The organism is Centipeda periodontii DSM 2778, assembly GCF_000213975.1.
Lineage (GTDB): Bacteria > Bacillota > Negativicutes > Selenomonadales > Selenomonadaceae > Centipeda > Centipeda periodontii.
Map to the genome: position 1 here is coordinate 621,186 of NZ_GL892076.1, position 12,159 is coordinate 633,344.

The 12,159-nt window shown below is 62.5% G+C and carries 12 protein-coding genes; 11 read left to right on the forward strand and 1 reads right to left on the reverse strand.

What is annotated here, in order from left to right:
• Positions 1-131: 131 nt before the first annotated feature.
• The 10 genes from HMPREF9081_RS02730 (at position 132) to hypE (ending at position 10,750) form a co-directional block, all read left to right on the forward strand.
• On the forward strand, positions 132-1,220 hold the full coding sequence (locus tag HMPREF9081_RS02730) for a hydrogenase small subunit (RefSeq protein ID WP_040394358.1): 1,089 nt from the start codon (positions 132-134) through the stop codon (positions 1,218-1,220).
• Positions 1,217-3,130 carry a nickel-dependent hydrogenase large subunit gene (locus HMPREF9081_RS02735; protein ID WP_006305436.1) on the forward strand — a complete coding sequence of 638 codons (1,914 nt, stop codon included), beginning with the start codon at positions 1,217-1,219 and terminating at the stop codon, positions 3,128-3,130. The genes HMPREF9081_RS02730 and HMPREF9081_RS02735 overlap by 4 nt, the downstream gene beginning before the upstream one ends.
• A 12-nt stretch (positions 3,131-3,142) precedes the next feature.
• Positions 3,143-3,826 carry a Ni/Fe-hydrogenase, b-type cytochrome subunit gene (gene cybH, locus HMPREF9081_RS02740; RefSeq protein ID WP_006305437.1) on the forward strand — a complete coding sequence of 228 codons (684 nt, stop codon included), beginning with the start codon at positions 3,143-3,145 and terminating at the stop codon, positions 3,824-3,826.
• 361 nt (positions 3,827-4,187) lie between these two features.
• Complete coding sequence (locus tag HMPREF9081_RS02745) at positions 4,188-4,526, forward strand: hydrogenase maturation nickel metallochaperone HypA/HybF (RefSeq protein WP_040395403.1); 339 nt, start codon at positions 4,188-4,190, stop codon at positions 4,524-4,526.
• A 3-nt stretch (positions 4,527-4,529) separates the two neighbouring features.
• On the forward strand, positions 4,530-5,192 hold the full coding sequence (gene hypB / locus HMPREF9081_RS02750; protein ID WP_006305443.1) for a hydrogenase nickel incorporation protein HypB: 663 nt from the start codon (positions 4,530-4,532) through the stop codon (positions 5,190-5,192).
• Positions 5,193-5,208: 16 nt separating this feature from the next.
• Positions 5,209-5,742 (forward strand): HyaD/HybD family hydrogenase maturation endopeptidase, encoded by a 534-nt coding sequence (locus HMPREF9081_RS02755; protein ID WP_006305445.1) that lies wholly within the window; start codon positions 5,209-5,211, stop codon positions 5,740-5,742.
• A 1-nt stretch (position 5,743) separates the two neighbouring features.
• Positions 5,744-8,059 (forward strand): carbamoyltransferase HypF, encoded by a 2,316-nt coding sequence (gene hypF, locus HMPREF9081_RS02760; protein WP_006305447.1) that lies wholly within the window; start codon positions 5,744-5,746, stop codon positions 8,057-8,059.
• A gap of 348 nt (positions 8,060-8,407) precedes the next feature.
• On the forward strand, positions 8,408-8,647 hold the full coding sequence (locus tag HMPREF9081_RS02765; protein WP_006305449.1) for a HypC/HybG/HupF family hydrogenase formation chaperone: 240 nt from the start codon (positions 8,408-8,410) through the stop codon (positions 8,645-8,647).
• Positions 8,644-9,753: a hydrogenase formation protein HypD gene (gene hypD, locus HMPREF9081_RS02770; protein WP_006305450.1), complete on the forward strand. Its 1,110-nt coding sequence runs from the start codon at positions 8,644-8,646 to the stop codon at positions 9,751-9,753. Before HMPREF9081_RS02765 ends, hypD begins: the two co-directional genes overlap by 4 nt.
• Positions 9,743-10,750, forward strand: coding sequence for a hydrogenase expression/formation protein HypE (hypE, locus tag HMPREF9081_RS02775; RefSeq protein WP_040394359.1), 1,008 nt, complete (start codon positions 9,743-9,745; stop codon positions 10,748-10,750). Before hypD ends, hypE begins: the two co-directional genes overlap by 11 nt.
• 102 nt (positions 10,751-10,852) lie before the next feature.
• On the opposite strand, the gene HMPREF9081_RS14050 is transcribed toward hypE, so the two are convergent.
• On the reverse strand, positions 10,853-11,017 hold the full coding sequence (locus HMPREF9081_RS14050) for a hypothetical protein (RefSeq protein WP_006305454.1): 165 nt from the start codon (positions 11,015-11,017) through the stop codon (positions 10,853-10,855).
• A 244-nt stretch (positions 11,018-11,261) separates the two neighbouring features.
• Between HMPREF9081_RS14050 and HMPREF9081_RS02785 the strand changes: the two genes are divergently transcribed.
• The coding region (locus HMPREF9081_RS02785) for a LysR family transcriptional regulator (protein WP_006305456.1) at positions 11,262-12,159 on the forward strand (898 nt) is incomplete at its 3' end.

A 12,159-nucleotide genomic window follows, 5' to 3' on the forward strand; every position in this document is an offset into this window, starting at 1 on the left:
AACCGAAAAATAGTATTCCTTTTTTCTTCAAAAGGGAATATAATTATAAAGCTTTTATAATGAATGGGATGGTTCTCATCAAGGTGCCTGCAGGGGCACTTGTGTCTTGTGTATTGGTTAGGAGGATTCATGTGAGTAAGAGGGAGAGCTTGTGGGAGGCCTATCTCGCAAAGGGAATGAGCCGACGCAGCTTTTTGAAGGGCTGCGTGACGCTCACGTCGCTGATGGGACTCAGCACGGACATGATGACGAAGGTCGTCGAGGCGGCGGAGACGAAGCCGCTGCCCGTTGTCATCTGGCTGCACGGGCACGAGTGCACGGGCTGTGATGAGTCCTTCATCCGCTCGGGTGCGCCGCTCGCATCCGATCTGGTGCTCAGCAGCATTGCGCTTGAGTACAGCCATGTGCTCAGTGCGGGCTGCGGCGAGCCGTTCGAGGAGCACCTTGAGACGACGATCAAGAAGTATCACGGCGAGTACATCCTCGCGGTCGAGGGCGCGGTTGCAGCGGGTGAGCACGAGTACACCTGCATGTCGGGCGGACATCCCTTCTCGCATACGCTGAGGCGTGTCGCCGAAGGGGCAAAGGCGGTCATTGCCTATGGTACCTGCGCAACGGCGGGCGGCATTCAGGCGGCTGCGCCGAATCCGACGGAGTCCAAGGGCATCCGTTCGTTCATTGGCTCGAAACCCTACATCGCCGTGCCCGGCTGCCCGCCGATCCCCGAGGTCATGACGGGTGTCGTCATGCACGTCGCGCTCTTCGGCACGCTGCCCCCGCTCGACGGGGAGGGGCGGCCGCGCCAGTTCTACGGCAACCGCATTCACGACACCTGCTACCGCCGCCCGTTCTTCGACGCGGGCATGTTTGCCGACCGCTTTGACGATGCGGGGGCGAAGGGGGGCTGGTGTCTCTATCACCTCGGGTGCAGAGGGCCCGAGACCTACAACTCCTGCGGCAATCTGCGCTGGTATCAGGGGCTATCGTACCCCATCCAGTCGGGTGCGCCCTGCATCGGCTGCAGCAACGCGAATTTCTGGGACGACGCTCCCTTCTCGAAACGTCTGCCCGAGTATGACGGCATCGATGTGGATATGGTCGGCGCAGGTCTTGCCGTTGCTACGGCGGTCGGTGTCGCAGCGCACGCGGGCGCAAGCCTCGTGCAGAAGAAATGCCATGAGAAGCAGCTCGAAAAAGAGGGAAAGCAGGTGCATGAATGAAACACGTAGTTGTCGATCCGATCACCCGCATTGAGGGGCATCTGCGCGTCGAGATCCAAGTCGATGAGGCAACGGGCAAGGTCACGGATGCCATCTCCTCCGGAACGGCATGGCGCGGCCTCGAGCTCGTCATGAATGACCGTGATCCGCGTGATGCGTGGGCGTACATCCAACGTATCTGCGGCGTCTGCACGTCGTCCCATGCGCTCGGCTGTCTGCGCGCCGTGGAGGATGCGTTCGGCATCACGATCCCGAAGAACGCGCACTACATCCGCAACATCATTGCAGCGTGCCTCGGTCATCAGGATCACATCATCCATTTCTATCATCTGCACGCCCTCGATTGGGTCAGCCCACTGGAGGCACTCAAGGCGGATCCGGCGGCGACGGCGGCACTCCAGAATACGGTGCTCGCGACCTATCGTCTGCCCTTCCGCGGCCCTCAGGGACTCGATACGGAGGCATATCCGCACGACTTCCCCGTCTCGAACGCGGACTACTACGCCGCGATCCAGGCGAAGGTGCAGAAGATCGTGGAGAGCGGGCAGCTCGGCATCTTCTCCGCGCAGTGGTGGGATCATCCCGACTATCAGATGCTGCCGCCCGAGGTGCATCTGATGGCGATCTCGCACTACCTGGAGATGCTGGACAAGCAGCGCGATCTCGTTGTGCCGCACGTTGTCTTCGGCGGCAAGAATCCGCATCCGCACTATTGCCTCGGCGGCATGCCCTGCTCCATCTCGATGGAGGACGGCAACGCGCCGATCAACGCCGCGCGCCTTGCGATTGTCGACCGCTCGATCCAGTCGGCGCGCCACATGATGAACGACTACTATCTGCCGGACGTGCTCGCGATCGGGCATCTGTATGTGCAGAAGGGCTACGTCTCGGGCGGGGGACTCGCGAAGGAGCGCGTGCTCGGCTTCGGCATGTTCCCCGAGGAGCCGTTCTCGGGCGCGACGAACGGCGATTTCTTCAGTAAGCTGCTCGTGCGCTGTAACGGCGTTGTCGAGAACTTCGCGGGCGGCGTGATGCAGGCAAAGGTCTACGACTTTAAGATGGAGGATGTCTCCGACCCCGAGGTCATCAGCGAGAGCGTCGAGCATGGCTGGTATGAGTACAGCGGCGGCGACAGCAAGGGGCTGCATCCGTGGGAGGGCGAGACGAAGCCGCACTACACGGAGCCGAAGGAAGGCACGAAGACGGAGTGGAAGGCGCTGAATGAGCAGGGCAAATACTCTTGGCTCAAGACGCCGAAATGGCGCGGCAAGCTCTGCGAGGTCGGTCCCCTCGCGCGCTACATCGTGCTCTACACGAAGGCGAAGCAGGGACTCCTCGGCGAGCTGAGCTGGGCGGAGCAGATGATCGTCGATCAGATCGACGCGGTGACGAAGGTGCTCGGCGTTCCGCCCGAGGCATGGCTGCCCTCGACGGTCGGCCGCACGGCGGCGCGTGCCCTCGATGCACAGCTGCAGGCGGAGATCAGCAAGTTCTTCTTTGACAAGCTCGTCGCGAACATCAAGAGCGGCGATACGCGTGTGGTGAACAACGAGAAGTGGGATCCCTCGACGTGGCCGAAGGAGGCAAAGGGCGTCGGCTTCTACGAGGCACCGCGCGGCGCGCTCAGTCACTGGGTTGTCATCAAGGACGGCAAGGTGGCGAACTATCAGGCGGTCGTGCCGACGACGTGGAACGCCTGCCCGCGCGATGATGCGGCGGGGCATGGCGCGTATGAGATGACGATGATGGATACGCCCGTGAAGATTGCGGACAAACCACTTGAGATCGTGAAGGCGGTGCGCTCGTTCGATCCGTGCATGGCGTGCTCGACCCACCTCTTTAACGCGAAGGGGGAGAAGATCCGCGTCGTCACGACCGATCCCTATGCGGGCGTGCGCGTGGATGAATAGGGGGCGATCCGCATGAAACAAGAAGTACGCAAGGAGTACTATCTCTTCAGTCCCTTCCTGCGCATCTTTCACTGGCTGATGGTGGGGGCGATCATCGTGCTCTTTATCACGGGCTTTCTGATCACGAAGCCCGTGGTCATCCTTGCCTCGGAGCCGACGAATACGCCTCTCCTCATGAACCTCGTCCGCAACATCCACTTCATTGCGGCGTTTGCGTTCTGCGCGGGCTTCATCGGGCGCGTCTATGGCTTCATCATCAGCCGCGGCGACCGCCTCTTCCCGCATTTCTGGAAGAAGCAGTACTATCTGGATGCGTGGGAGGTCGTGCAGCACTATATCTTCCTGCGCACGTCCCACCGCCCCTTCCTGCGCAACCCCTTGGCGCGCGCGGCATACGCGGGGCTGTATGGGATGGTGGCGATCGAGGTGCTGACGGGCTTTGCCATGTACTATATGACGGAGCCGTCCGCGATTGGCGGCATCCTCTTCGGCTGGGTGAACCGCGTTCTCGGCAACGAGTTTATGTCGCATTTTGTGCATCACTATGCGGCGTGGGCGATCATGCTGTTCGCGATCGGGCATTTCTATCTCGTCATCCGCGCGGAGTTCATGGAGGGCGAGGCGGAGGTGTCGAGCATGTTCGCAGGCAGCAAGCTGCTGCGGCATACGCCGGCGGACGCACAGGATGTGGAGTAAAACTTTGGGATCGTCTGTGCGTCTTCAACACGAGCGCTTAGTTGCGCAAGTAACAAGCGCCCCTTCCACCGCTTCGCGGTCCCCCTCCCCCGCCGTGGCAGGGGAGGCATTCGGTGAACGGTAGATTAGCCTCCCCCGTCGCAACGGGGGAGGTGGCGCGCTTGCGAGCCGGTGGGGGCGCCTTGGGCAATCAAGGCAGACCTGCCGGTGGGAGCGCCTGTGACGGTACAACTAGCCCTAGAATATAAAGGAGCAACATATGTGTAAGGAATGCGGATGCGGGCACAGAGAGCGCACGATTCACATACACAGCCGCATGAGAAAGCGCAGAGAGAGCATTGTCCGAAAGGAGGAGCCGAAGATGCACGAGATGGCGATTGCCGAGGGCATCCTCGGCATTGCCCTCGATCAGGCGCGCGCAAACGACGCGCAGCGGATCGAGCGCATCCACCTCCTGCTCGGGGAGCTCTCGGGGGTGGAGACGGAGGCGCTGACGCTTGCCTTTTCCTCGCTCGTGCGCGGAACGATCGCGGAGCAGGCAGACCTGACTTGGGACCGTATTCCTCTGTCGGGGCGCTGCCATGACTGCGGCAGGGAGCGCCCGCTGCGTCCGCAGGACTACCTCTGCCCCGACTGCGGCGGCGGGATGGAGTTCACGCACGGGCGCGAGATGCGCGTCGACTATATAGAGATGGAATAGGATATGAAGGTTGTTGTAAAGGCGGATATCCTCGGGCGGAATGAGGCGGCGGCGGCGGAGAACGCGGCGCTCTTTGCGCGGCATGGCATCTACGCGCTGAATCTCCTCGGCTCGCCGGGCTGCGGCAAGACCTCGCTGCTGGAGCAGACGCTCGCGGCACTCGGCAAAGAGTTGCGGATGGCGGTGATCGAGGGCGATCTCTTCACGACGAAGGACGCGGCGCGCATCGAACGCTGCGGCGCACCTGTGGTGCAGATCAACACGAGCGGCGGCTGTCATCTGGACGCAGCGATGGTCGCGGCGGCGCTCGGGCAGCTGGATCTCTCGGCGCTCGACGTCCTCGTGATCGAGAACGTGGGCAACCTCGTCTGCCCCGCCGAGTTCGCGCTCGGTGAGGATGCGAAGGCGGTTGTTCTCAGTATCACGGAGGGCGATGACAAGCCGCTGAAGTATCCGCTCATTTTCAAGGAGTCGGCCGTCGCGCTCCTGAACAAGGTTGACATCCTGCCCTATACAAATTTCGATATGGCGGCAGCGGAGCGCGACATCACGGCACTCCATCCCGGCATCGAGGTGCTGCCTGTCTCGTGCCGTACGGGCGAGGGACTGGATGTGTGGTATGACTGGCTGCGTGCGCAGGTGCGGGCGAAGAAGAAGCAGGCGTGACAATAGGAGGAAGGCGATGAGAGTGATCCATGACCAGTTGGTTGCGGTGGCGCCCGTGACGGTGCTTGGGATCGGCAATATCATTTTGCGCGATGAGGGCTTCGGCGTGCGTGCGATGGAGTATCTGGACGAACACTATCGCTTTTCACACGATGTCCGCCTGCTCGACGGCGGGACGCTCGGCCCCGAACTGCTGCATTTCGTCACGGGCACGGAGAAGCTGCTCATCCTCGATGCAGTGGCGGGCGACGCGCCTGCGGGTACGATCTACCGATTTGAGGACGACGCGGTCATGGTACATTTTCAGGAAAAGATGTCCTCGCACGAGATCGGGATTCAGGATGTGCTCGCGTGGCTGACGGTGACGGACCGCGCGATCCCGAACGTCGTCGTGCTCGGAATGCAGCCGTATGAGGTGACGGCGGGGCTCTCGCTCAGCCCCGAGATGGCGGCGGCGCTGCCGCTCTTTGCACACCGCGCGGTGGAGGAGCTTGTCCGCTGGGGCATCGTTCCTGCCAAGCGGCGGCAAAAAAAGCTGCGGAGCGCCTGAGTTGCGGCACGTTGCCGATACGATCGGTCAAGGAGGAGGCGCGCGGGAACGGCGCGCCTTTCGTGTTTCCGGCATTGTGCAGGGGGTGGGCTTTCGCCCCTTTGTCTATCGGCTTGCGGAGAGATTCGGACTCAGCGGATGGGTACGGAACGACAGTGCGGGTGTCGGCATTGAGGTGGAGGGAGCGGCGGCGCTGCTGGATGCGTTCGCGGCGGCTCTGCGCACGGAGGCTCCGCGCGCCGCAGCCGTTTCCTCTGTGACGTTTGCAGAACTGCCGCCGACGGGCGCGGAGGGCTTTCACATCCTGCCGAGTCCTGCGGGGACGGTTGCACGGACGCTCGTCTCGCCCGATCTTGCCGTCTGTGCGGACTGCCGCCGTGAGATTCTGTCCGCAGAAAACAGGCGGCATGGCTACGCCTTTACGAACTGTACGAACTGCGGGCCGCGCTACTCGATCATTCGCGGTGTGCCCTATGACCGTCCGCTGACCTCGATGGCGGCATTTCAGATGTGTCCCGCGTGTCAGCGGGAGTACGACGATCCTGCCGACCGTCGCTTTCACGCGGAGCCGAATGCGTGCACGGACTGCGGTCCCTCCTATCGTCTTCTCGTGGATGGGGCGGCGCAGGAGGGCGATCCGCTCCTGTGCGCGCGGGGACTCATTGCGGCGGGCGGCATTGTCGCCGTAAAGGGCATCGGCGGCTATCATCTCGCGTGTGATGCGCGGAGTGACGCGGCGGTGCGCCGCCTGCGGGAGCGAAAGCATCGTGAGGCAAAGGCGCTCGCCGTGATGGCGGGCGGTATGGCGCTTGTGCGGTCGCTTTGTACGGTTTCCGAGGAGGAGGCACGCTGGCTGCGATCGCCCGCCGCGCCGATCGTGCTGCTGCGACGGCGTTCGGAGACAGATGTCGCACAGAGCGTCGCGCCCGGGAATGCGTACCTCGGCGTGCTGCTGCCGTATGCGCCCGTGCATCTGCTTCTGCTCGATGAGGGTGATCTCTGGGTCATGACGAGCGCGAACCTCAGCGGTGCGCCGATCCTCTACGAGGACGATGTTGCCGTGCGTGCGCTTGCGGGGATTGCGGATGCGATTCTCATGCACAACCGCACGATCGTGCACCGCGTCGACGACTCCGTGCTGCGTATGACGGCGGGCGGGCGCCAGATGGTGCGCCGCAGTCGAGGCTTTGCACCGATGCCGCTGGCGCTCCCGACTGCAAAGGAGCGGGCGGTGCTTGCGGGCGGGGCGGAGCTGAAGAATACGTTCTGCCTGACGCGCGGAGCGGAGGCGTTTCTGAGCGAGCACATCGGCGATCTGACGGAGCGCAGCGTGCTTGCATCGTATGAGGCGACGATCGCGCATTACGAGCAGTTTTTCGAGGTGCGGCCGCAGATTCTCGCCGCCGATCTGCATCCTGCCTATCTCTCGGGGCAGTATCTCGCATTGCGTGCCGCGCGGGAGGGGCTGCCGCTCGTGCGTGTGCAGCACCATCACGCACACATCGCGGCGGTGCTCGCGGAGCACGGATATGAGGAGCGCGTGCTTGGCGCCGCGCTCGATGGAACGGGGTACGGCACGGACGGGGCTGCGTGGGGCGGCGAGTTTATGGTCGCCGATCTGCGCGGCTATGAGCGGCTCGCACATTTTGCGTACCTGCCGCTCCCGGGCGGCGACCGCGCGGCAGCAGAGCCGTGGCGGCTCGCGCTGTGGGTGCTTCATGGGATGTACGGGGCGGAACTGGCGGCGCATGCACCGAAGTTTGCCGCCGCGCTTCCCGCAGGGTGGGAGCTGCTCGTGCAGGCGACGGCGGCGGGGGTGAATGCGCCGCCCACGTCGAGCGCGGGGCGGCTCTTTGATGCGGCGGCGGCACTGCTCGGGGGGTGCCGCATGAATGCATACGAGGGGCAGGCGGCGATCGGGCTCGAACTGCTCGCGTGGAATGCGCGGCGGGCGGGTGTCGTGCTGCCGTATGTGCTGAATCGTGTGTGTGCGCCGATGACGGTGGATTTTCTGCCCGTGCTGCGTGCGCTCGCGGACGGCGCGGAGAGGATTTCGGAGGAGGAGCGTGCGGGGCGTGCGCTTGACTTCCATGTGACGATGGCGGCGGCGGTCGCGGAGGTTCTCTCTGTGCTTGCGGATGCGACGGGGCTTCGGACGGTGGCGCTCTCGGGCGGCGTGTTCCAGAATGCGCTGCTTTTGGAGCAGGTGCTCCTGCGCCTTAGGGATTTCCGCGTCCTCCTGCCGCATATTGCCCCGCCGAACGACGGCGGCATTGCGTACGGACAGGCGGCGGTGGCGCTCGCGCGGATGGAATGATGGAATACTATTATGGAAACTTCTGCCATGCGTACTCCTCGCAGAACCCTCGTTACGCAAGCGGTCATGTGCTTATCTGCCTAAATACCTGCGGATTCCAAACGCGCTTCGCTTGAACGGTTAAAATCCGCAGGGGGCAGAACGCACGTTTGTTTCCGCTTGCTTCACTAGGGTTTGCTACGGAGTACTGCATGGCTGCTTTACGGCATAACCCAAAGCCTCCCCTGCCGGAGCGGGGGAGGTGGCACGCGTCAGCGTGACGGTGGGGGCGCTTTGAACGCGCAGGGATATGCTTTGATTGAGATGGAATCAAACGATTTACATATTACATAATATAGAGGAGAAACTATGTGTTTGGCAGTTCCGGCGAAAGTCGTTGAGATAAAGGACCAGCTTGCCGCAGTCGAGCTGAATGGGGTGCGCCGTGCGGCGAGCCTGATGTTGCTGCCCGAGGCGAAGCTCGGCGACTATGTGCTCGTCCACGCGGGCTTTGCGATGCAGATCGTGGAGGCGGAGGAGGCGGAGCGCATCGAGGCTCTGCGGGCGGAGATGCGCGGCGCTCCTCGTACGGTGGAGCACATTCTATGATGCGCGCACAGGAGACACAGCGACGGGCGGCTGAGATGGTCGTGGAGATGCGCCGCATTCTCGCCGCACAGGGGAAGAAGATCCGCATCATGGAGGTCTGCGGCACGCATACGGTCGCGATCTTTCGCGCGGGTCTGCGGCAGATTCTCCCCGAGGGCGTCGAGCTCGTCTCGGGGCCCGGCTGCCCCGTCTGCGTGACGGCGGACGACTACATCGACGCGGCGATTGCGTATGCGGGGATGGAGGATGTCATCATCACGACGTTCGGCGATATGCTGAAAGTCCCCGGGACGCGCTCAAGTCTCGCTGAGGCGCAGGCGCAGGGTGCGGATGTCCGCATCGTCTACTCGCCACTCGACGCGCTGACGGTCGCGGCGGAAAACCCGAGCAAGCAGGTTGTATTCCTCGCCGTCGGGTTTGAAACCACTGCGCCGACGGAGGCGGCTGCGGTGCTCGCGGCTAAGAAGCAGGGGCTCGGGAACTTCTTTTTGCTGTCCGCGCAAAAGCTCGTCCCGCCCGTGATGCGCGCGCTCCTCGATGGCGGCGAGACGAACGTCGACGGATTTCTCCTGCCGGGGCACGTTGCCGTCGTGACGGGGACGGCGACGTTTGATTTCCTTGCGCAGGAGTATCACATCCCGGGCGTGGTCGGGGGCTTTGAGCCGCTTGAGATTCTGCGCGCGATTCACATGCTCGTGCGGCAGATCGGGATGGATGAGGCACGCATTGAGAACGCCTATGAGACGGTCGTGCGGCGGGAGGGCAATCCCGTCGCGCGCGCGGCAATCGACCGCGTTTACGAACCTGCGACCGTGCGCTGGCGCGGGCTCGGTGAGATTCCCGCCTCGGGGCTTTCGATGCGCGAGGAGTACGCGCAGTATGACTTTGCACGTGTGCGCCCACTTGCGGCGGGAGCAGTCGGCGACGGGCGGCATGGCTGCCGCTGCGGTGAGGTGCTGCGTGGCGCGATTGTGCCGCGCGACTGCAATCTCTTCGGGAGGGCGTGTGTGCCGGAGCACGCCGTTGGTCCCTGCATGGTGTCGGTCGAGGGAACGTGTGCCGCATGGTACAAATACGGGGGAGGGAGGTTCCGCTATGGAGCATGAGGTCATCACACTCGCGCACGGCGCGGGGGGACAGCTTTCCCATGCGCTGATGGAGGAGGTCGTGCTGCCCGAGCTGGGGAACACGATCCTGAATATGCTGCATGACGGTGCGGTTCTGCCAACGGCGGGGCGCGCGGCATTTACGACGGACTCCTACGTTGTGCAGCCGCATTTCTTCCCCGGCGGGAGCATCGGGCGGCTCGCGGTCTGCGGGACGGTCAACGATCTCGCGATGACGGGGGCGGTGCCGCGTTGGCTCTCGCTCGCCGTGATCCTAGAGGAAGGCTTTCCGATCGCCACGCTGCGCCGCATCGTGCGCGATATCCGCGCAGCGGCGGAGGAGGCGGGCGTTCTCATCGTGACGGGCGATACGAAGGTTGTGCCGCGCGGCTGCGGCGACGGCATCTACATCAATACGGCGGGCGTCGGGGAGATGATCGAGGGCGTGAACATCGCGCCGACGAATATCAAGGCGGGCATGGACATCATCGTCTCGGGCACGCTCGGCGACCATGCGGCGACCGTCATGGCGGCGCGGCATGACCTGACGCTGCCGCCCGAAATACAGAGCGACAGTGCGCCGCTCTGCCATCTGACGGCGGCGATGCTCGCGGCGGCACCGTCGATTGCCGTGCTGCGCGATCCGACGCGCGGCGGCGTGGCGGCATCGCTGAACGAACTTGCGGCGGCGGCGCATGTCGGCATCCTGCTGGACGAGACGGCGATCCCCGTACGTCCTGCCGTGCAGGGTGTCTGTGACATCCTCGGCTTCGATCCGCTGACACTTGCGAACGAGGGCAAACTACTCGCCTTTGTCCCGCCGGCAGATACCGCGCACGTGCTTGCGGTGATGCACGAAGATCCCCACGGACGTGAGGCGTGCGTTATCGGGCAGACGACTGCGGAGGAGCCGGGGACGGTCGGGCTGCGCACCGCACTCGGCGGCATCCGCATCGTGGATCTGCCGCTCGGGGAGCTGGTGCCAAGGATTTGCTGAAAAGCGCACGAAAAAAGCGGGCAGTGGTCAGCCGCCCGCTTTTTCGGTAGAGTCGGAACCCCGACACTCCTTTTTATCTATCTGTAGTAGGATGATAGAAGGTTATTTTGTGAGGTGCACGTCCGGGATCTCGACATCGTGGTGCGTGTCAGGATCGACGTTGGAATACACGCCCGGCTTCGTTTCAAACGCTTTCAGATTGTCCGCGTTCGCCTCAAGCATATCCTCGACGAAACGCTCCACCGCATCTGCAAAATACACTGCCATTTCCGTTCCCCATTTCTATCTATGTCCTGCGCGTACGCGCTCTTTCAACTGAATTTAATTTAGCACTTTTTGCCTCGTGTGAAAAATATTTCTTCCCGATAAAACAATAGGGCGAGACTATGAAAAATTTTTATTATATGTGATATTTGCCCTGTTCAGCGAGAAAAATATATAGTAAACTAATTACGGAATAGTTTTTACAAATAAGAATAGAGCGAAGAGGTATGAATTGGGAGATGATCGGATGACGTTGGTACAGATGCGTTACTTCTATGAGGTCTGCCAGTGGCAGAACATCACAAAGGCAGCGGAGCACCTGCACGTTTCTCAGCCGACGGTCACGGTTGCCATGCAGGCACTTGAGGCGGAGACGGGGCTGAATCTCTTTCATCGCGAGGGGCGCAAGATCACGGTCACGGCGGACGGCGCGAAGCTCCTCGGCAAGGTCTCCTACATCCTCACCGAGGTCGCGCGGCTCGACGACGAGATCCGCGATATGGCGCACCGTCATGCAAAGGTGCGGATCGCGATGCCTCTGCAGCTCGGCGTCGTCTTTCTGCCGCACATCCTCGGCAACTTCCGCCGCGAACACCCCGAGATCGACCTTGAGATCATCGAGACAGGCGGCGTGAGCGCGCTGCAGATGGTCGAGGAGGAAAAGCTGGACTTTGCGCTGACGAATTACACCGTTGATTTCAGCTCGCGCCTCACGTATGCGAAACTCTTCGACTGCGAGTGCACCTTTGTCACACGTCCCGATCATCCGTTTGCGCAGCGTCATTCGCTCAGCGTGACGGAACTGCGGAACGAGCCGCTCATCATGCTCGACAGCAACTTCTTTGTTGACCGCCTTGTGCAGGACGCTTACGGACGTGCGGGTGAAAAGCCGAATGTCGTGCACTACTCGCCCTACCTCCACACCGTCAAGAATCTCGTGCATGCAGGGATCGGATCGACCTTCCTCGCGCGTCCGTCCGTGCTCCCCACGGACAACTTTGTCCAGATTCCGCTCATTGATCCCATCTTTATCAACAGCGGACTCGTGACGAAGAAGGGGCGCCAGACGTTTGACGACGTGCGTATCGTCATGAACTATCTGCGCAGACTGACGAAGGAACTGCTCGGCGGGGGGAAGAAGGGAT

Coding starts and splice junctions, on each gene's coding strand:
- HMPREF9081_RS14050 (WP_006305454.1), bottom strand. CDS start 11,017: ATGGCAGTGTATTTTGCAGATGCGGTGGAGCGTTTCGTCGAGGATATG.
- hypB (WP_006305443.1), top strand. CDS start 4,530: ATGAAGGTTGTTGTAAAGGCGGATATCCTCGGGCGGAATGAGGCGGCG.
- HMPREF9081_RS02735 (WP_006305436.1), top strand. CDS start 1,217: ATGAAACACGTAGTTGTCGATCCGATCACCCGCATTGAGGGGCATCTG.
- HMPREF9081_RS02745 (WP_040395403.1), top strand. CDS start 4,188: ATGCACGAGATGGCGATTGCCGAGGGCATCCTCGGCATTGCCCTCGAT.
- hypE (WP_040394359.1), top strand. CDS start 9,743: ATGGAGCATGAGGTCATCACACTCGCGCACGGCGCGGGGGGACAGCTT.
- HMPREF9081_RS02765 (WP_006305449.1), top strand. CDS start 8,408: ATGTGTTTGGCAGTTCCGGCGAAAGTCGTTGAGATAAAGGACCAGCTT.
- cybH (WP_006305437.1), top strand. CDS start 3,143: ATGAAACAAGAAGTACGCAAGGAGTACTATCTCTTCAGTCCCTTCCTG.
- hypD (WP_006305450.1), top strand. CDS start 8,644: ATGATGCGCGCACAGGAGACACAGCGACGGGCGGCTGAGATGGTCGTG.
- HMPREF9081_RS02755 (WP_006305445.1), top strand. CDS start 5,209: ATGAGAGTGATCCATGACCAGTTGGTTGCGGTGGCGCCCGTGACGGTG.